This is a genomic window from Comamonas sp. Y33R10-2 (genome assembly GCF_019355935.1).
Lineage (GTDB): Bacteria > Pseudomonadota > Gammaproteobacteria > Burkholderiales > Burkholderiaceae_C > Comamonas.
Map to the genome: position 1 here is coordinate 3,486,331 of NZ_CP079925.1, position 17,495 is coordinate 3,503,825.

General features: G+C 56.1%; 19 protein-coding genes. 8 read left to right on the forward strand and 11 right to left on the reverse strand.

Features of this window, described 5'->3' with window-relative positions:
- Nucleotides 1-12 precede the first annotated feature (12 nt).
- Together KUF54_RS15705 and petA are read right to left on the reverse strand one after the other, a co-directional pair.
- Nucleotides 13-1,452, reverse strand: coding sequence for a cytochrome bc complex cytochrome b subunit (locus KUF54_RS15705; protein WP_219343691.1), 1,440 nt, complete (start codon nt 1,450-1,452; stop codon nt 13-15).
- 14 nt (nt 1,453-1,466) lie between these two features.
- On the reverse strand, nt 1,467-2,069 hold the full coding sequence (gene petA, locus KUF54_RS15710) for a ubiquinol-cytochrome c reductase iron-sulfur subunit (RefSeq protein ID WP_219343692.1): 603 nt from the start codon (nt 2,067-2,069) through the stop codon (nt 1,467-1,469).
- A gap of 149 nt (nt 2,070-2,218) precedes the next feature.
- Here petA and mscL point away from each other — a divergent pair, with 149 nt between their 5' ends.
- A complete protein-coding gene (gene mscL, locus KUF54_RS15715) occupies nt 2,219-2,653 on the forward strand; it encodes a large conductance mechanosensitive channel protein MscL (RefSeq protein WP_219343693.1) in 435 nt (144 codons plus the stop codon).
- 99 nt (nt 2,654-2,752) lie between these two features.
- Here mscL and pdxA read toward each other — a convergent pair whose 3' ends face one another.
- The 3 genes from pdxA to KUF54_RS15730 all read right to left on the reverse strand — a co-directional run bounded on the left by pdxA (nt 2,753) and on the right by KUF54_RS15730 (nt 6,136).
- Nucleotides 2,753-3,820: a 4-hydroxythreonine-4-phosphate dehydrogenase PdxA gene (gene pdxA, locus KUF54_RS15720; protein ID WP_219343694.1), complete on the reverse strand. Its 1,068-nt coding sequence runs from the start codon at nt 3,818-3,820 to the stop codon at nt 2,753-2,755.
- Between the two features lie 82 nt (nt 3,821-3,902).
- A complete protein-coding gene (locus KUF54_RS15725) occupies nt 3,903-4,679 on the reverse strand; it encodes a Nif3-like dinuclear metal center hexameric protein (protein ID WP_219343695.1) in 777 nt (258 codons plus the stop codon).
- 131 nt (nt 4,680-4,810) lie between these two features.
- The gene (locus KUF54_RS15730) at nt 4,811-6,136 is read right to left on the reverse strand and encodes an MFS transporter (protein ID WP_219343696.1); all 1,326 of its coding nucleotides are present in this window, start codon (nt 6,134-6,136) and stop codon (nt 4,811-4,813) included.
- Nucleotides 6,137-6,501: 365 nt separating this feature from the next.
- On the opposite strand from KUF54_RS15730, the gene KUF54_RS15735 reads away from it, so the two are divergent.
- A complete protein-coding gene (locus tag KUF54_RS15735) occupies nt 6,502-7,656 on the forward strand; it encodes a trypsin-like peptidase domain-containing protein (protein WP_219343697.1) in 1,155 nt (384 codons plus the stop codon).
- Between the two features lie 175 nt (nt 7,657-7,831).
- Here the strand turns inward: KUF54_RS15735 and tatC are convergent, their stop codons facing one another.
- The 5 genes from tatC to KUF54_RS15760 all read right to left on the reverse strand — a co-directional run bounded on the left by tatC (nt 7,832) and on the right by KUF54_RS15760 (nt 11,293).
- On the reverse strand, nt 7,832-8,644 hold the full coding sequence (gene tatC, locus KUF54_RS15740) for a twin-arginine translocase subunit TatC (protein ID WP_219343698.1): 813 nt from the start codon (nt 8,642-8,644) through the stop codon (nt 7,832-7,834).
- A 150-nt stretch (nt 8,645-8,794) separates the two neighbouring features.
- Nucleotides 8,795-9,307, reverse strand: a complete 513-nt coding sequence (gene tatB, locus KUF54_RS15745) for a Sec-independent protein translocase protein TatB (RefSeq protein WP_219343699.1) — start codon at nt 9,305-9,307, stop codon at nt 8,795-8,797.
- Between the two features lie 21 nt (nt 9,308-9,328).
- On the reverse strand, nt 9,329-9,565 hold the full coding sequence (gene tatA / locus KUF54_RS15750) for a Sec-independent protein translocase subunit TatA (protein ID WP_219343700.1): 237 nt from the start codon (nt 9,563-9,565) through the stop codon (nt 9,329-9,331).
- Nucleotides 9,566-9,693: 128 nt separating this feature from the next.
- Entirely contained in the window at nt 9,694-10,068 is a 375-nt protein-coding gene (locus KUF54_RS15755; RefSeq protein ID WP_219343701.1) for a histidine triad nucleotide-binding protein, read from the reverse strand.
- A gap of 184 nt (nt 10,069-10,252) precedes the next feature.
- Complete coding sequence (locus KUF54_RS15760) at nt 10,253-11,293, reverse strand: patatin-like phospholipase family protein (RefSeq protein ID WP_219343702.1); 1,041 nt, start codon at nt 11,291-11,293, stop codon at nt 10,253-10,255.
- 242 nt (nt 11,294-11,535) lie between these two features.
- Between KUF54_RS15760 and KUF54_RS15765 the strand changes: the two genes are divergently transcribed.
- The 3 genes from KUF54_RS15765 to KUF54_RS15775 all read left to right on the forward strand — a co-directional run bounded on the left by KUF54_RS15765 (nt 11,536) and on the right by KUF54_RS15775 (nt 14,497).
- Nucleotides 11,536-12,465, forward strand: a complete 930-nt coding sequence (locus KUF54_RS15765; protein WP_219343703.1) for a hypothetical protein — start codon at nt 11,536-11,538, stop codon at nt 12,463-12,465.
- Between the two features lie 175 nt (nt 12,466-12,640).
- Entirely contained in the window at nt 12,641-13,510 is an 870-nt protein-coding gene (gene nadC / locus KUF54_RS15770) for a carboxylating nicotinate-nucleotide diphosphorylase (RefSeq protein WP_219343704.1), read from the forward strand.
- A gap of 345 nt (nt 13,511-13,855) precedes the next feature.
- Nucleotides 13,856-14,497, forward strand: a complete 642-nt coding sequence (locus tag KUF54_RS15775; RefSeq protein WP_255576161.1) for a hypothetical protein — start codon at nt 13,856-13,858, stop codon at nt 14,495-14,497.
- 21 nt (nt 14,498-14,518) lie between these two features.
- Here KUF54_RS15775 and KUF54_RS15780 read toward each other — a convergent pair whose 3' ends face one another.
- Nucleotides 14,519-15,049, reverse strand: coding sequence for a YqaA family protein (locus tag KUF54_RS15780; RefSeq protein WP_219343706.1), 531 nt, complete (start codon nt 15,047-15,049; stop codon nt 14,519-14,521).
- A gap of 152 nt (nt 15,050-15,201) precedes the next feature.
- Between KUF54_RS15780 and KUF54_RS15785 the strand changes: the two genes are divergently transcribed.
- The 3 genes from KUF54_RS15785 (at nt 15,202) to KUF54_RS15795 (ending at nt 17,464) form a co-directional block, all read left to right on the forward strand.
- Nucleotides 15,202-16,002 carry a M15 family metallopeptidase gene (locus KUF54_RS15785; RefSeq protein ID WP_255576162.1) on the forward strand — a complete coding sequence of 267 codons (801 nt, stop codon included), beginning with the start codon at nt 15,202-15,204 and terminating at the stop codon, nt 16,000-16,002.
- 167 nt (nt 16,003-16,169) lie between these two features.
- Nucleotides 16,170-17,234 carry a tRNA dihydrouridine synthase DusB gene (dusB, locus tag KUF54_RS15790; protein WP_219343707.1) on the forward strand — a complete coding sequence of 355 codons (1,065 nt, stop codon included), beginning with the start codon at nt 16,170-16,172 and terminating at the stop codon, nt 17,232-17,234.
- Complete coding sequence (locus tag KUF54_RS15795) at nt 17,231-17,464, forward strand: Fis family transcriptional regulator (protein WP_219343708.1); 234 nt, start codon at nt 17,231-17,233, stop codon at nt 17,462-17,464. The genes dusB and KUF54_RS15795 overlap by 4 nt, the downstream gene beginning before the upstream one ends.
- Nucleotides 17,465-17,495: the final 31 nt, after the last annotated feature.

The window sequence follows — 17,495 nt, forward strand, 5'->3', positions numbered from 1 at the left end:
TTTTCTCCTGCTTTAGTGAGGCGTGAAGGTCACGCGATCAGGCACAGGCTTGGGTGTACCCAAGCGGCTCCACCAAGGCATGAGCAGGAAGAAGCCAAAGTAGAACAGTGTTCCGATTTGTGAGACGCGTTGGGCAATGTCTTGACCTGCAACCTCACCCCATACGCCGGGAGCCTGGATGCCGAGGTAGCCCAAGATAAAGAACATGAACACGAATAACGCGTACACATGCTTGTGCCAGCTTGGGCGGTAGCGAATGGACTTGACCGGGCTGCAATCGAGCCAAGGCAGAGCAAACAAGATGATGACAGCGCCGCCCATGACGACCACGCCCCAGAACTTGGCGTCGATGGACAGCATCATGGCAATCGCGCCGAGAGCGACGATCGCAACAGCGCCCTTGGCAATGCCGGGCAGACGCGACTTCAAGATACCGAAGCCTGCACCCAACACCACGCAAGCAATCAGAACGTACATCATCTCGCCGGTAATGGCACGCAACATCGAATAGAAGGGCGTGAAGTACCACACGGGTGCAATGTGGTTAGGTGTCTTGAGCGGATCGGCCGGGATGAAGTTGTTGTACTCCAAGAAGTAGCCACCCATCTCAGGCGCAAAGAACACTACCGCCGAGAACAAGAACAGGAAGATCGTCACGCCAAAGATGTCGTGTACGGTGTAGTAGGGGTGGAAGGGAATGCCATCCAATGGGTTGCCCTTGGCATCCTTGGGTGCGTTGGGGCCCTTGATTTCAATGCCATCGGGGTTGTTCGAGCCCACATCGTGCAGGGCAAGCAAATGCGCAACTACCAAGCCCAGCAGCACCAAAGGCACGGCAATCACGTGAAAGCTGAAGAAGCGGTTCAGCGTGGCATCGCCCACCACATAGTCGCCGCGAATCAGCAAAGCCAGATCAGGGCCGACGAAGGGAATGGCGGCAAACAAGTTCACGATGACCTGCGCGCCCCAGTACGACATCTGGCCCCATGGCAGCAGATAGCCCATGAAGGCTTCAGCCATCAGCACCAAGAAGATGGCGCAGCCAAAGATCCAGACCAGCTCTCGCGGCTTGCGGTAAGAGCCGTATAGCAGGCCGCGGAACATGTGCAGGTAGACCACAACAAAGAATGCCGAGGCGCCTGTGGAGTGCATGTAGCGAATCAGCCAGCCCCAAGGCACATCACGCATGATGTACTCGACTGAGGCGAATGCCTTGTCTGCATCTGGCTTGTAGTGCATCACCAGAAAAATACCGGTGACGATTTGGATCACCAGCACTAGCAGAGCCAGTGAGCCGAAGATGTACCAAAAGTTGAAGTTTTTAGGAGCGTAGTACTCCGACATGTGGACGCGGTAGGCGTCAAACGCTGTCGGAAAACGATTCTCCATCCAGTTCACAGCCTTCGCTCCGGTGGTGGAGTTCGGGTCAATTTGCTTGAATTCGTGGGCCATTGTTCTTGTCTCCCTCAGGCTGCCTTGGTGTCTTCACCAATCAGCAGCTTGGTGTCTGACAGGTACATATGTGGCGGCACTTGCAGGTTGTCTGGTGCTGGCTTGTTCTTGAATACGCGGCCAGCCATGTCGAAAGTCGATCCATGGCAGGGGCATAAGAATCCGCCCTTCCAGTCCGCAGGCAGTGATGGCTGTGGGCCGCTCACAAACTTATCAACCGGAGAGCAGCCGAGATGGGTGCAAATACCCACCACCACCAGAATTTCTGGCTTGATGGAGCGCACTTCGTTCATCGCATAAGGCGGTGTGAACTCCTCTGGGTGGCGAGCTGAGGCGGGGTCGGCCAGCTCGGCATTCAGCGCCGGCAACTCTTTGAGCTGCTCGGGTGTGCGCTTGATGATCCAAACCGGCTTGCCACGCCACTCAACGGTGAGTTTCTCACCCTCCTTTAGGCTTGATATATCAACCTCGACAGCGGCGCCTGCCGCTTTGGCTTTTTCAGAAGGCTGAAAGGAGCTCACAAAAGGGACGGCCGTTACTGCACCGCCCACGGCACCAGCACATGCTGACGTGATGATCCACGTGCGCTTGCTGGAGTCGACTGGAGAGTCACTCATGGATTTCCTCGAAGTACATCGCTTGATTTGGGGTCTACCGGGAATTCTAGCGGCGGGGTCATGGTTATTCCAGCCCCAGTCCGACGTTGACAAGTACCAAAGTCACGCAATACTGCGCTATCTCAAACTCTTAGTGACTGGACCTGCTTATGGGCATGATGCAAGAATTCCGCGAATTCGCAATCAAGGGAAACGTGATGGATTTGGCCGTCGGTGTAATCATCGGCGCTGCATTCGGAAAGATCGTGGATTCCATAGTCGCCGACCTCATCATGCCGCTGGTGGGGTTGATCTTTGGCAAGCTAGATTTTTCCAACCTGTTCGTTGTTTTGGGCAATATTCCAGAAGGAATTCCGCGCACCTTGGATGCGCTCAAGAAAGCTGGAGTTCCTGTTTTTGCCTATGGCAACTTCATCACCGTGGCCGTTAACTTCCTTATTTTGGCCTTCATCATTTTCATAATGATCAAGCAGGTCAATCGCCTCAAGCGCGAAAAACCTGCAGCGCCAGAAGAAGCGGCAGCCACGCCTGAAGACATTCAACTGCTGCGCGAAATTCGCGACAGCTTGAATCGCAAGCAGTAAGTGCACGCTCTTATGAAAAAAGCCTGCCTGAGTTGCCTCGGCAGGCTTTTTTGAGGTGAAAGCAGTCGAAAACTGCTGGGCCTAAGTGCTCTATCTGGGCTATGTGCGGCAAAGGCTGCGCGCCATGTGCACGGCCTCTAGCAAGCTGGCTGCATCGGCCAGTCCTTGCCCGGCAATATCAAAGGCTGTGCCGTGGTCTGGACTGGTGCGAATTAGTGGCAAACCAAGGGTGACGTTGACGCCTTTTTCCACGCCGAGATATTTGACTGGGATCAACCCTTGGTCGTGGTACATCGCCAACACAACATCGAATTCGCCGGGCTTGGCGGCCGTGCTGCGGGCGCGCATGAAGACGGTATCCGGGGCAAAGGGGCCGTGGGTGTCGATGCCTTCGGCTTTGGCCTGTGCGATGGCGGGGGCGATGATTTCGATTTCTTCACGGCCAAAAACGCCGCCTTCACCCGCATGAGGGTTGAGCCCCGCCACCGCAATACGTGGCGTGCGGCCCAAGCTTTTGCTGAGTGCTTGATGCGTGATGCGCAGGGTTTGCAAAACCTGCGCCTCGGTGACTGCATTGATGGCATCGCGCAGAGACATGTGGATGCTGACCAGCACGGTGCGCAGCTCGTCATTGGCAAGCATCATGCGAACAGGCATTTGCTTCAGGGCCACACCCGCATGGGCTGCAGCTTCGGCCTGTAGAAGCTCGGTATGGCCGGGGAAAGTCACGCCTGCCAGATGCAGCGCCTCTTTGTGTAAAGGCGCCGTGACCAGCGCTGCAATGTCACCCCGCAACGCCGCTTGCGCTGCCCAGACCACACACTGCGCGGCAGCTTTGCCTGCTTCGGCTGAAATTTGGCCATAAGGCTGCGGCCCGGCAAGCCCCGGCAGGTTCAGCAAAGGAATAGCACCTTCTGGCACAGACCAGGCATCCGCTGGCGTATTAATCACCGCAATCGGCTGGGCCATGCCCGGCTCTCCATTGGCTGCTCTGGCCGCCAGTGCGCTCGCCCGGCGCATTGTCTGCAGCTCGCCCACCACAAAGCAGCCGCGCATGGCTTGCGCAGCTGACTTGAAGGCTTTGGCAATGATTTCCGGGCCAATGCCAGCGCAGTCGCCTTGGGTGATGGCAATGGGTTTGCCGGTGCTGGGTGTAATAGAAGACATATCTATAAAAAGTGCCTGTAGTCCAATAGGTATATAGACATGAAGCTATCAAAAATGATCAATCAACCACGAACTTGTGCGCTTAGGCCGGGTTGTCAATTTCGATGAATTGATGCTCTAGCCCACACTCATTGGCCACATGAGCAGTCACAGCCGGGGCACCATAACGCTCGGTAGCGTGGTGGCCTGCGGCGATGAAGCTCACCCCCATTTCTCTAGCCAAATGCATCTGTGGCTCTGAAATCTCGCCGGTAATGTAGGCATCAGCACCTGCGGCGATGGCGGATTCAAAAAAGCCCTGCGCGCCACCTGTGCACCAAGCCAGTTTGCGAATGGGCTTTTGCAGATCGCCGCTGACCAGCGTGGCTTGACGGCCCAGCACCGTCTGCACATGCTCAGCAAGCACGGCTGCATTGGCAAACTCCACATTCGCCAGCCAGCCGAGATTTTGATCGCCAAATGTGGCTTGGCCTTGGACGCCGGCCTTTACTCCCAGCTTCAGGCCCAGCTTTAGACCCAATTGAGCGTTATTGCCCAACTCAGGGTGGGCGTCTAGCGGCAGGTGATAGGCCAATAGGTTGATGTCATGCGCCATTAGCAAACGGATGCGTTCTTTGAGCCAGCCGGTGATACGGCCGTCCATGCCCTTCCAGAACAGGCCGTGGTGTACAAAGATGGCGTCCGCCTTGGCGTCAATAGCCGCTTCAATCAAAGCGCGACTGGCCGTCACGCCGCTGACGATGCGGCGGATTTCGTTCTTGCCTTCAACCTGCAGGCCATTGGGCCCGTAGTCTTTAAAGCGTTCAGGCTGCAGCAGCCCATTGAAAACGGATAGCAGTTGGTTTCGCTCGATGCTCATGCGTCAATTGTGACTGACGGCATATAGCCCTGTCAGATGTCAAAGACGCCAAAGACGCCAAAGACGCAAAAAAGGCAGCCGTAGCTGCCTTTTGAATTGATTTTGAATTTAGCGAGTTTTCACGCGCTGCGTTAAGCCTTCTTGGCTTGCCAACCCTTGCTGGCCAGTGGCCAGAAGGCCATGGCAGCACCCAGCACGCCCATGGCGGCCACGTAATGGGCTGGGGCCATGATGTCCGCCTGTTGCCACACGGACACCAGCATCGGAGTCATGCCGCCAAACACGGCGTAGGCCATGTTGTAAGAGAAGGACAGGCCGGTAAATCGCACTTCTGCAGGGAAGGCACGTACACCCACTACAGGCAGCAGCGAGATGGAGCCCACAAAGAATCCAACCAGCGCATAGGTATAGACCAACGATGCCTCGGTGCCGGGCAGGCTCAGGTAGAACAGGTAGGCCGATGCCGTCATACCGCCCCAGCCGAAGATCATGGTCAGCTTGGTGCCGATCTTGTCAGACAACCAACCCCAGAACACGCAGCCAAGGGTCAGCGTCACTGTCGCCACGGCATTGGCTTTGAGCGCCATGGCGGGGGCAATCTGGAACACTTTTTGCAGATAAGCGGGGGCCATCAGAACCACCACCACAATGGCGGTGGACAGCACCCAAGTCATCAGCGCCACGACAACGCAGGCTTCGCGGTGATCGCGCAAGATGGTTTTGATAGGCATCTCGCGGTCAACAGCCTTGCGCGCTTGCATCTCTTGGAAGATGGGCGTTTCGTGCAAGAACTTGCGCAGATAAACGGACAGCAGGCCAAACACGCCGCCCAGAATGAACGGCATGCGCCAAGCCCAGTCGTGGATCTCCGCTTGGCTGTATGTGCTGTTGAGCCACACGCCGAAGATGGAGCCTAGGAAAATACCGCCGGTGATGCCGGAAGTCAGCGTGCCAATGGCCAAGCCGTAGTTTTTGGCGGGCGAGTGCTCGGCCACAAAAACCCAAGCGCCGGGCATTTCGCCGCCAATGGCTGCGCCTTGCAGCACGCGCATCAACAGCAGCAGCAGCGGCGCGGCGATGCCAATGGTTTCATAAGTGGGCAGCAGGCCGATGACCAGTGTGGGCACTGCCATCAAGAAGATGGACAGCGAGAACATCTTCTTGCGACCAATCTTGTCGCCGTAGTGGGCGATGATGATGCCGCCCAGAGGACGCGCCAGATAGCCGGCCGCAAAAATGCCTAGCGTTTGCAGCTGACGCATCCACTCTGGCAGGTCAGATGGGAAAAATAGTACGCCAATGACGTTGGCAAAAAATACGAATACGACGAAGTCATAAAACTCCAGCGTTCCACCCAGAGCGGATAAGCCCAAGGTTTTGTAGTCTTCCCGGGTTAACGGGCGATTCGTTGCAACAGCCGCAGCGGTAGCTGGCTTTGCTTGGTTAGGCGTAGTCATGGTGTTTCCTAGATCGAACAACAAGACTGCATAAATAAAGTCTCTATCCACGGGTCAACGTGTAGAGAGCAACCGATTGAGGTGGATTCCTAATACAGAGCCACACCCATCTGGCATGAGAGCGTTGTGCGCAATCACTTCAGAAAACGGCGACGTTAGAGCAGTCGAGATTCATTCTAGGGTTTACCTGTAGCGTGACCGCTGACATAAAACTTTATCCAAAAGTAACCCTATGCACTCATCTTGTGCAGGCTGCAGCGCTTTGGGGTAAGCAAATTAACAAGATTGAACAGCCTCGCTGTACTGTGGAGAGTGACCATGTCGCACAATATGGCCTTGTTCCCCTCACTCTTTAGACCCATTACATGAAACGCACTTGGTTGCTGTTTTCGCAGGTAGTCACCGCACTGTTTGCTATCTATTTTGTAGTAGCTACTCTACAGCCTACGTGGCTTCAGCGTGGAAATATTCGCAGCAATGCTGGCGTTGCGCTGCTGCAAGCTCCATCGCTTGCAGCTGGAGAAGATGCGCCCGGCAGTTTCGCTCCGGCTGCGCGTAAGGCATCGCCCGCTGTTGTCAGCATCAACACCAGCAAAGCAGTGAGGCACCCGCGCGCCAACGATCCGTGGTTCCAGTTCTTCTTTGGCGAGCAAGGCACGCAGGAGCAATCTGGTTTAGGTAGTGGCGTCATCATTAGTCAAGATGGCTACATACTCACCAACAACCATGTGGTGGAGGGTGCAGACGATATCGAGGTCACTTTGACTGACAGCCGCCAGACCAAGGCCAAGGTGATTGGTACCGATCCTGAAACCGATTTGGCCATTTTGAAGATTGAATTGGACAAGCTGCCCGTCATCGTGCTGGGCAACTCTGACCAAGTCGCCGTGGGCGACCGCGTTCTGGCCATTGGCAACCCCTTTGGCGTGGGCCAGACGGTGACCAGCGGCATCGTCAGCGCACTGGGCCGCAGCCAACTGGGCATCAACACGTTTGAAAACTTTATTCAAACCGATGCCGCTATCAATCCCGGCAACTCCGGCGGCGCTTTGGTGGATGCCAATGGCAACTTGCTGGGTATCAACACTGCGATCTATTCACGCTCGGGCGGCAGCATGGGCATTGGCTTTGCCATTCCAGTTTCCACCGCCAAGATGGTGCTGGACGGCATCGTCAAAGACGGTAAGGTCACCCGCGGCTGGATTGGTGTGGAGCCCAATGAACTCTCGCCCGAGCTGGCGGAGACCTTTGGTGTCAAGGCCGATGCTGGCGTCATCATCACCGGCGTGCTGCAAGCGGGGCCCGCTGCTCAGGCTGGCATGCGCCCCGGTGACGTGATTGTGAAAGTGGGCGAGACAGCTACCCGCAATGTCTCTGAATTGCTGACAGCAGTCGCATCTCTAAAGCCCGGCGAAGCCGCCCAATTCGATGTGCGCCGTGCAGATAGTGAAGTCATGCTGAGCATCACCCCCGGCACACGCCCTGCAGCGAATACACAGCAGCAAGGCCGCCGCCGCTAAGCATGGCGCTGCCTTCATAAAAAGCCAGCATGTTTTGCTGGCTTTTTTGTGCCCGAGTTCTGCCTAAAAATGCTTCAAGTCATTATCAGTAAAGGACAGGTAGCTATCAAAACAAAAGCCCTTGAATTGCTTCAAGGGCTTGTTGAGTCAGTCGATTTGAAGGCGACTAGAACTGTTATTTACTGTTTGCGGGCTTATCGACAGCGGAGCTTTCTTCGCTCTCATCTGTGGGAGCTCGCGATGACTTGCTAAACCATCCCGCGCCCAAAATGCCCACCTCGTAAAGCAAGCACATGGGGATAGCCAGTGCCAGCTGAGAGATCACGTCAGGCGGCGTAATCACGGCGGCAATCACAAAAGACAGCACGATAAAGTAACCACGGAAGGCCTTGAGCTTGTCAATCTCGACCAGGCCCAAACGCACCAGCAGCATCACCACAATCGGTACCTGAAAAGCCGCAGCAAAAGCGATGTACAGCGACAAGATCGCTTCGACATACGAGGCAATATCAGGCGTTGCCGCCACGCTGGCCGGTGTGAAGTGCTGAATGAACTTGAACATATTGCCAAGCACAAAGAACTGCACAAAGCCAATGCCTACATAAGCGAGCAAGCTGCCAAACAAAATCAGCGGCAGGGCAAACTTCTTCTCGTGGCTATACAAACCCGGGGCGATAAACGCCCAGACCTGGTACATCAGCCAAGGCAGCGCCATCAGCACCGCCACCATCATCAGCACCTTAAGCGGCACAAAGAATGGCGAGAAAACGCCCACCGCAATCAGCTTTGCGCCGGGGGGCATGTGTTCTTTGATTGGTACGGCGATGAAGTCAATCAGACCATCAGGGCCGGGCCAGAACATCAGCAAGCCAACACAAATCAGAACGCCATAAAGGCTGTAGAGCAGGCGATCGCGCAGCTCCATCAAGTGCTGCACAAAGGGCTGCTCCGTGCCGGCGAGTTCGTCTTCTTTAGAGGGTTCGGACATGGTGCAAAACAACCGCGCCAGAGCCTAAGCAGCTCTGCACGCTTGAAACAACAACGCCCGTAAACACGGGCAAGGGGCTACATACCCAATGCAAGCTTGCTGCCGTAATGGGCAACGGCCTTGCGGCCAGCAAGCTGCAACTAGGCATGCTCAATGGAACTTCTTGGGCCGAAAACGGGCCACACGCGCTGCACCCGACTGAACTTTGCTGCGCACGCCTGCGCGTGACTTGTACCACTGGGGCACTGCACCGCGCTTCACACGCCAGTTCTTGCGCGGGTGGCTATAGCTTGGCACCACAGAGCTATGACTGCCATAGCTGCCGTTTGAATCGTAAGAGTCAAACGATGATGCCGAGGTCATGTTCGAGCCGTCATGCAAGTCCTTGGTCGCATCGCCCCAGTCTTTTTCAAAGTCTGAGGTTTGGTTGCGAACGCCGGACTCCACATCGCGCGCCGCAGTCTCGACGGACTCCTTCATCTTGCGAAGTTCATCGAGCTCCATGGAGCGGTTGACTTCGGCCTTCACGTCAGTCACATAACGCTGCGCCCGTCCCAACATGGTTCCTACCATGCGAGCCACGCGGGGTAGCTTCTCGGGGCCGATGACTACGAGAGCCACGGCACCGATCAGCGCCATTTTGGACAGGCCAATATCAAACATTCAATGTCAGTCCTGCAGCGCTTAGCTTTTTTGCTTGGCTTCCACGTCAATAGTGGTTTTTTCAGCGGCTTGCTGATTAGCGACTTGGCCTGCGGCAGTGTTGGCGTCAGCAGCGGTGCCGCCGTCCTTGATGCCGTCCTTAAAGCCCTTAACGGCGCCACCCAGATCGGTGCCGATGTTCTTGAGTTTCTTGGTGCCAAACACCAAAACTACGATGAGCAGCACGATAGCCCAGTGCCAGATAGAAAAAGAGCCCATGAGAATCTCCTAAGAATTGCAAACCATTTTAGACGGGGCTTTTGACAGATTGACCTCAATGCCCCAAAAAGCCTGAGGCTGGTGCATCTATCGCCCACTCAGAAGGGATTACCCGCAGGGCTGGTTTCTTAGCCTTTGAGCCAGGGGCGCGCACCGCCCATCACGTGCAAATGCAGGTGATGGACTTCCTGGCCGCCTTCCACGCCGGTATTCACCACAACGCGATAGCCACCCGCCGGATAAGGGTTGCAGCCTTGCTCTAGCGCCAGCTTGGGTGCCAAGGCCATCATGCGGCCCAGCAAAGGAGCATCTGCCTCACTCAGGTGCGCCATAGAGGCAATGTGTTTCTTGGGAATCATCAAGAAATGCACAGGGGCGGCTGGGTTGATATCGTGGAAAGCGAAGACTTCATCGTCCTCATACACCTTGCGCGAAGGAATCTCGCCCTTGGCAATACGGCAAAAAATGCAGTTGGAGTCGTAATGAGAAGCGTGGTCGTGCATGGTCAATCTGATCGAGTTCGATAAATAGAACACCCGCACCGTAAGCGGCTTGTGCACAGTCCTGCCCTGAAATAAGGGGCGCCGAGCATGAGCCGCCTTGCGGCGAGGTGTCGTCTCCTTGCCAGTCTTACCCAAGGTAAGGCGCGCAGCGCCTTAATGGGACTACAAGGGGGCAGCAAAGGAGCTACATATTCTCGTTGAATCGCAGCGTCTGCTTCACGCCTAAATGCTCGCGGTTGTCATGCAGCCACTGCTGACCGCGCTCGCGGCCCAAATCAAACAACTGGCGCAGCATCGCTGTATCAGCACGCGACTTGCTCGATGCCCCAAAGGGTTTGAGCACCGCACCGCCATCAATGCGGTGCATGAGCACATGTTTGTAGCGCTCAGGGTCCAAGCGCTTTTGCTCCAGCAGGCGCACCACAAACTCAATCGCTCGCAGCTCCGCCAGCAAGCAGGCGTTGAAAGTAATCTCGTTCATGCGATCCATGATCTCCGAGGCTGTATCTGGTGAGACATCAGACTCTTTGGGGTTGATCTGCACCAGCAAAATGTCGCGGCTTTTCGTTTGGTAGAGCAGTGGGTACAAGGCAGGATTGCCTGAAAAGCCACCATCCCAATAGCTTTCGTCATCAATTTCCACGGCTTTAAACATCTGCGGCAAGCAGGCTGATGCCATGACGGCATCTGCAGTCACTTCTTTGTCCGTAAAAATCTTTCCCTTACCGGTGCGTACATTCGTCGCACAGATAAAAAGCTTGGGCACGGCCGTGGGGTGCTCGGGGTTAGCAAGCGTTTCAAAATCCACTACTCCTGTGAGCAGTTGGCGCAGGGGGTTGATATTGAGCGGGTTGGTCTGATAGGGCGACAAAAATTGGTTGAGCACCCCCATGAACTGCTTGCTACCGGGCAGCGGTGCAGCCCAGAACATCTTGCCCACGCTACCCATGGAGCCCACGCCTTCCCACAGCTGCTTCAAGGCCTCACGGGCCAGTTGCCGGCCCAAGTTGCGGGCATCGTCCACCTTTTTTTCTTGAGCAGCTGCTTGCGCGAAGCCGTGGGCTAACACCACGGCGTTCATTGCCCCAGCGCTGGTGCCGCTAATGCCTTCAAAGATCAGGTTGTCGTCTTCCAGCAATGCATCTAGCACCCCCCACGTCAATGCGCCGTGCGAGCCTCCCCCTTGCAAAGCGAGATTGAGGGTGTGAGAGGTATCTGAGGCCATAGAGCGATCCTGTAAAGCGTTGATAACTGAGAGAACTAGCTTGCCCACGTCTTTTTAGCATCTCATAGTGTCCTTGCCACGAGGTGCTGCATCGTCAAGACAGGCAGGACAGCGGCTTGCCGCGACATGATTGCGGGCTTGATTTGCTGGCTCTGATGGTTTGAGGCGCCGACTCGGTGTCTGCGCACCGTAGAATTTGCTTTTACTCAGATGGGGCCTTGCCCTTCAATGCTTTGAGTGGTTTGAACAATTCCGAACTGCATTCCGTGCAGGCCGACCTCGTGGCAGTGCTGGTTGCTGTCACGGATGGACAGCCCCGCATCCTGACCACAGAGCTGGGGCGGATGCTGCCCGCTGGGCCGTTTACCAGCAATCACCGCTCCCTTCAAGCGAGCCTGCGGGCATGGGTAGAAAAGCAAACTCGCCTAGGCTTTGTGGAGCAGCTCTACACTTTTGCCGACCGCGAGCGTGCGCAGCAACTGGGTGTGCATGTCATCTCCATCAGTTATTTAGCGCTGACACAGGAGCAGGACGAGACAGGGGCTACCCAGCCCGGCTGGCAGGATTGGTACCGCTACTTTCCGTGGGAAGACTGGCGCGATGGCATGCCTGCTTTGATTGCCGATCAGATCGTTCCTGCCTTGAATGAATGGAGTGAGAGTGCTGCAGATAGCGTAGCTAGAAGTGCACGTTGGCAAAGGGCTTGCGTGCTTTTTGGCTTGTATGAAAATGAGTGGAATGAAGAGCTGGTGCTGCAGCGCTATGAGCTGCTGTTTGAAGCGAGTTTGGTGCCTGAAGCTATAGGTGAAGAAGCTAGTGCCGCCGCAGCCAAGGTGTTGCCGGGCGAGGCTATGAGCAATGACCACCGGCGCATTCTGGCCACAGGCATGGCACGCTTGCGCTCCAAAATCAAATATCGCCCGGTGGTGTTTGAGCTAATGCCTGAGGAGTTCTCACTGCTGCAGTTGCAGCAGACGGTTGAGGCTTTGGCCGGGCGTAGCCTGCATAAGCAAAATTTTCGCCGCTTGGTTGAGCAGCAGTCACTGGTCGAAGAAACAGGTCAGATGAGCGCTGCGGGGGCGGGCCGACCCGCCAAGCTCTTTCGCTTTAGACGCAATGTGATTCTGGAGCGCGCGATTACCGCCAACAAGCTGCCGCTGGCGCGCAGCTGATACGTTGCAACGAGAGACTGCACCTAGCTCGCAGCCGTTAATCCACTCATTATTCATGCGCTGATCAGCTGCCTGAGTTTGGCTTGACTCTAATAATGCTCAGGATTAGCATAAGTGCCCCGGGTGCGAGTCTCTGGAGACATTCGCACTTTTCTTTTGACTAAAAATACTCAAAATGAGCATTAAGAAAATTGCCGCACTCCCTGTTTCGCCCTTGCCAGATGTGATGCTCGAGCCGCTGGTGCGCATGGCCTTGCTGGAAGACTTGGGCCGTGCCGGAGATTTGACGACAGACACCATCGTCCCTGCAGATGCCACAGATGAGCTGCGCCTGATGGCCCGCCAAGATGGCGTACTGGCTGGGCTGGATTTAGCGCGTTTGGCTTTTACGCTGATGGATGCACGCATGGAGTTTGATGTCAGCTGCGCCGATGGCACCGTGCTGGTGCCGGGCATGGAGATTGCCCGCATTCGCGGCAAAAGCCGCGCCATTCTTTCGGCTGAGCGCACGGCACTGAACTACCTGTGCCACCTCAGTGGTGTGGCCAGCGCCACGCACTCGATTGCGCAAGCCATCAAGCCCTTTGGCACGCGTGTGACTTGCACCCGCAAGACCATGCCCGGCCTTCGCTCCTTGCAAAAGTACGCGGTGCGCGTGGGCGGCGGCAACAACCATCGTTTTGGGCTGGATGATGCTGTGCTCATCAAGGACAACCACATTGCGCTAGCCGGCGACGTAGCCACCGCTGTGGGCCGCGCGCGAGCTGGTGTGGGGCATATGGTCAAGATTGAGCTCGAAGTGGATACGCTGGCGCAGCTGGATGTGGCGCTGCAACTGGGCGTGGATGTGGTGCTGCTGGACAATATGAGTCTGGATGACCTGCGCACCGCCGTGGCCATGTGCAAGGGCAGGGCGGTGACGGAAGCCTCGGGCCGCATCACGCCAGAGACTGCGCCTGCGGTGGCCGCCACTGGCGTTGATCAGATCGCAGTGGGCTGGCTGACACACAGCGCCAAGGTTCTGGATATCGGTTTGGACGCATAAAGCGGGCTTGCTCTTAGGTTGCTTTCTTGTTTTGCGGTGGAACTTGGTAGATTTCGCTATTGAAACCATAGCGCGCTGTGCTTGTTGTTACATGGCTAGGCAGCCAAAACATTCAAATTCAGGATGCCCTGTCACATGGATGCGCTAAATTGCGGCCAAGAGTTGCGAGCTTCGCCTTGGCTGCATTGCACAAGCTTTGTCGATCAGTGCTAAGGCGTGGCTCTCACAATCCGTTCCAAAAAACATATAACAGGGGGCGTGTCCATGCCATTCAAGAAACCGCTGCTTGCCGTCTCGACGCTTTGCATCGCGCTTTTTGCCACCACTGTCTATGCTGCGCGTCCTATGAATACGGACGACGCGCGCATTGTTGACGCCAAGTCTTGCCAGCTGGAAAGCTGGGTGAAACACCCCAAGGGTCATACCGAGTTCTGGGCGCAACCGGCTTGCAACTTCACGGGGAATTTGGAGTTGACGACGGGTGGGTCTTTGACACGTGAAGATGGCAGCACCCGCGGCAGCGCCCAGATGCTGCAGGGCAAAACACTGTTCAAGCCGCTTGAAAGCAATGGCTGGGGCTGGGGGCTGGCCATGGGCATGGCCCGCGACCCACGCCGCGATGCGGGCGGCGGTCACGATATGTATGCCTATGTGCCGGTCAGCCTGTCATTGGCCAGCAACAAAGTGGTGCTGCACAGCAACGTGGGCTGGCTGCGAGAGCAAGGCTCGCGTAACAATCGCCTGACTTGGGGGCTGGGCAGCGAAACCCAGTTGCATGAGCGCACTTGGTTGATTGCGGAAACCTACAGTCAGGGCTCAGGCAAGCCACTGGTGCAAGTTGGCCTGCGTTACTGGCTGGTGCCTGATCGCGTGCAAATTGATGCTACTTATGGCAACCGTATTGGTGGGGCGGGCGGCAGCGCGCAGGCAAGCCAGAGTTGGTTCTCACTGGGTCTGCGTTTGCTGACGCCGGCTTTTTTGCCATAAACCTCGGTTGTGTAAGCCGCTCTAAAAGAAGCGCAAAAACAGTTGATGCAGTCCGGCAGTCATCAGCAAATAGCGCATGAATTTGCCAATCGCCATATAGAACACGCAGGGCCAAAACGGCAGGCGCAACCAGCCAGCGACGGCGCACAGCGGGTCGCCCACAATGGGTAGCCAACTGAGCAAGCAGGCTTTGGCGCCGTATTTGCGCAGCCAATAGCGGGCTACGCGGTGCCAGCGTGATTGGTTGAATGTGGTGTTTTTGGGGGGCGCAGCCGAGTCGCTGTTGTGGCGTAGCTTGCGGGCCTTGTTCCAGGCTTGGTGGGCTGCAAGCCCCATCCACCAGCTAATTGCGCCGCCAATGGTGTTGCCTGCGGTGGCCACCAAAATGGCAGGCCAAAAAAGCGAAGGGTTGGCTGAGACAAGCGCGGCAACCACGGGCTCGGACCCCAGCGGCAGCAAAGTAGCTGAAATCAGGGCGACGATAAAAACCGTGCTCAGGCCTAGCTCAGGCAGGGCGAGCCACTGTAGTAATTGATGAATCCACGCTTGCATAGGGCTGCTAGTTTAGGCGGGCTGCTCAATTCCCTGAGTTTTTCTGAACGATGAGCAGAGGCGTACTTAGCTGAGGTATGGTTTCTGGTCCAGATACATATTCAGGCACGTCACTGCTGCTACCCCATAAAGTCAAGTAAACGGGAGTAAAAATGGCTTCTAGTTCCCAGTTAATCACGAGAAAAATGGCATTGCTGAGCAAGTCAGCAGGCCTGACAGTTGCTTTGATTTTGATAGCTGGTTGTGCGCAGAACATGGGCGCTGGAGCATTATTGAATTCAAAACCGATAGCCAGCAAAGTAGCTGCAGATCTGGTGCCGTTGGCAACGCTGGCGCCGGGGATCAAACAAGACATGCGCTATGTCACCAAGCACAACTTCATGGGTCGCCCCATTGCAGGTTATGAGGCGGGAGTGTGCTGGTTGAGCCGCCCCGCAGCCGAGTCTTTGGCGGCAGTGCAAAAAGAGTTGGCGAGTCAGGGGCTCGCTCTCAAGGTCTTCGATTGCTACCGTCCGCAGGCCGCTGTAGATGACTTTGTGCGCTGGGGCCGCGATATGGGCGATCAGGTCAACAAAGACATGTACTACCCGCGCGTGGCCAAGAGCGAGTTGTTCAAACGCGGCTATATTGCCGAAAAATCGGGTCACAGTCGCGCTAGTACGGTGGATTTGACGCTGGTGGTGGTGAACTCTCAGCGCGCTAGCAAGCTGGCGCATGGCCCACTGGCTGATGGTATTGAGGTGGATATGGGCACGCCCTTCGATATGTTTGACGAGCAGTCGCATACCGATAATGCCCAGCAATCCCCAGATGTGCAGCACAACCGCCGCTGGCTGCGCAGCTTGATGCAGCGCCATGGCTGGAAGAATCTGCCCGAGGAATGGTGGCACTACACCTTGGTCAGTGAGCCTTATCCCGATCAGTACTTTGAGGTGCCGGTGCGCAAAAACTGAGGGCTGTGAACTAAATTTTGATAGCTCACCCCTCTAGAGGGTGATGCACAGAGCTTGGTTTTGCTGAAATTTTGGGCAGGTATAATTCACCCCTCTTTTCCTGCACCTAGTTTGCGCCGTGGCTGCCAGAGTTTGGCAATCCGCCGCAAAGCAACGCCCCCCTTTCCATGCCCGCCCTGCACATTGGTCATATTCCATTGGCAAATCGTCTGTTTGTTGCTCCCATGGCGGGAGTGACGGACAGACCGTTTCGTCAATTGTGCAAGGCCTTGGGCGCAGGTTATGCCGTCAGCGAGATGGTGACTAGCCGCAAAGATCTTTGGAACAGCCTGAAAACCAGCCGCCGCGCCAATCACGAAGGCGAGCCCGGGCCGATTTCGGTTCAGATCGCTGGTACTGAGGCGCAAATGATGGCCGAAGCCGCCATCTACAACATCGAACGCGGCGCGCAGATCATTGATATCAACATGGGTTGCCCGGCCAAGAAGGTCTGCAACAAATGGGCTGGTTCCGCCTTGATGCAAAACGAGCCCTTGGCTGTGGAAATTGCCCAAGCGGTGGTCGAAGCGGCTCGCCCCTTTAACGTGCCTGTCACGCTGAAGATGCGCACCGGCTGGTGTGATGAGCACAAAAATGCCATCGCCCTGGCGCGTCAGTTTGAAGATGTGGGCATTCAAATGCTCACCGTTCATGGCCGCACGCGCGAGCAAGGCTACAAAGGCTTTGCCGAGTACGACACGATTGCTGCCGTCAAGCAGGCAGTGAATGTGCTCGTGGTGGCCAATGGCGATATCACCAGCCCCGAAAAAGCCCGCGATGTGCTGGCCTATACCGGTGCGGACGCCATTATGGTTGGCCGCGCAGCGCAGGGGCGGCCATGGATTTTTCGCGAGATAGGTCATTTTTTGGCCACAGGCGAGCATCTAGCGCCGCCTTTGGTCAGTGAGTTGCGCAGCCTGCTGCTTGAGCATCTGCAAGATCACTACAGCCTGTATGGCGAGGGGACCGGCGTGCGCAGCGCCCGCAAGCATATTGCGTGGTATCTGCGTGCTCTGCCGGGTGGGGAAGCGTTCAGAAAACATATCAACACTATTGAGGACTGTGCGGTGCAATGGCAGGCCGTTGCCGATTATCTGGAGGCCTTGGGCCAGCAGATGGATCGGATACCGGCTGCCACCGCCGCTGCTGAGGACAGCAGCGAGCTGGAAGAACCGACAGAAATGACTGCATGAGCAATCAGAATTTAGAACAAGTCGTGCGCGCTAGCCTTGAGGGCTACTTTCGTGATCTCGAAGGCGAAACACCGGCCAATGTTTATGACATGGTGATTCGCCTTGTGGAAAAGCCACTGCTCGAAGTGGTGATGGCTCAAGCCGATAGCAACCAATCACGTGCTGCTGAATGGTTGGGCTTGAACCGCAACACCCTGCGCAAAAAGCTGGTTGATCACCAGCTGCTCTGAATCGATAAAGCTACCAAATCCATAGCTGCAA

Bases quoted from the DNA above. Each gene is read 5' to 3' on its own strand.
- KUF54_RS15730 (WP_219343696.1), bottom strand. From the start codon at position 6,136: ATGACTACGCCTAACCAAGCAAAGCCAGCTACCGCTGCGGCTGTTGCA.
- petA (WP_219343692.1), bottom strand. From the start codon at position 2,069: ATGAGTGACTCTCCAGTCGACTCCAGCAAGCGCACGTGGATCATCACG.
- tatA (WP_219343700.1), bottom strand. From the start codon at position 9,565: ATGGGCTCTTTTTCTATCTGGCACTGGGCTATCGTGCTGCTCATCGTA.
- KUF54_RS15755 (WP_219343701.1), bottom strand. From the start codon at position 10,068: ATGCACGACCACGCTTCTCATTACGACTCCAACTGCATTTTTTGCCGT.
- KUF54_RS15775 (WP_255576161.1), top strand. From the start codon at position 13,856: ATGAATACGGACGACGCGCGCATTGTTGACGCCAAGTCTTGCCAGCTG.
- KUF54_RS15705 (WP_219343691.1), bottom strand. From the start codon at position 1,452: ATGGCCCACGAATTCAAGCAAATTGACCCGAACTCCACCACCGGAGCG.
- KUF54_RS15795 (WP_219343708.1), top strand. From the start codon at position 17,231: ATGAGCAATCAGAATTTAGAACAAGTCGTGCGCGCTAGCCTTGAGGGC.
- tatC (WP_219343698.1), bottom strand. From the start codon at position 8,644: ATGTCCGAACCCTCTAAAGAAGACGAACTCGCCGGCACGGAGCAGCCC.
- KUF54_RS15780 (WP_219343706.1), bottom strand. From the start codon at position 15,049: ATGCAAGCGTGGATTCATCAATTACTACAGTGGCTCGCCCTGCCTGAG.
- dusB (WP_219343707.1), top strand. From the start codon at position 16,170: ATGCCCGCCCTGCACATTGGTCATATTCCATTGGCAAATCGTCTGTTT.
- pdxA (WP_219343694.1), bottom strand. From the start codon at position 3,820: ATGTCTTCTATTACACCCAGCACCGGCAAACCCATTGCCATCACCCAA.
- nadC (WP_219343704.1), top strand. From the start codon at position 12,641: ATGAGCATTAAGAAAATTGCCGCACTCCCTGTTTCGCCCTTGCCAGAT.
- KUF54_RS15725 (WP_219343695.1), bottom strand. From the start codon at position 4,679: ATGAGCATCGAGCGAAACCAACTGCTATCCGTTTTCAATGGGCTGCTG.
- KUF54_RS15760 (WP_219343702.1), bottom strand. From the start codon at position 11,293: ATGGCCTCAGATACCTCTCACACCCTCAATCTCGCTTTGCAAGGGGGA.
- KUF54_RS15785 (WP_255576162.1), top strand. From the start codon at position 15,202: ATGGCTTCTAGTTCCCAGTTAATCACGAGAAAAATGGCATTGCTGAGC.
- tatB (WP_219343699.1), bottom strand. From the start codon at position 9,307: ATGTTTGATATTGGCCTGTCCAAAATGGCGCTGATCGGTGCCGTGGCT.
- KUF54_RS15735 (WP_219343697.1), top strand. From the start codon at position 6,502: ATGAAACGCACTTGGTTGCTGTTTTCGCAGGTAGTCACCGCACTGTTT.
- mscL (WP_219343693.1), top strand. From the start codon at position 2,219: ATGGGCATGATGCAAGAATTCCGCGAATTCGCAATCAAGGGAAACGTG.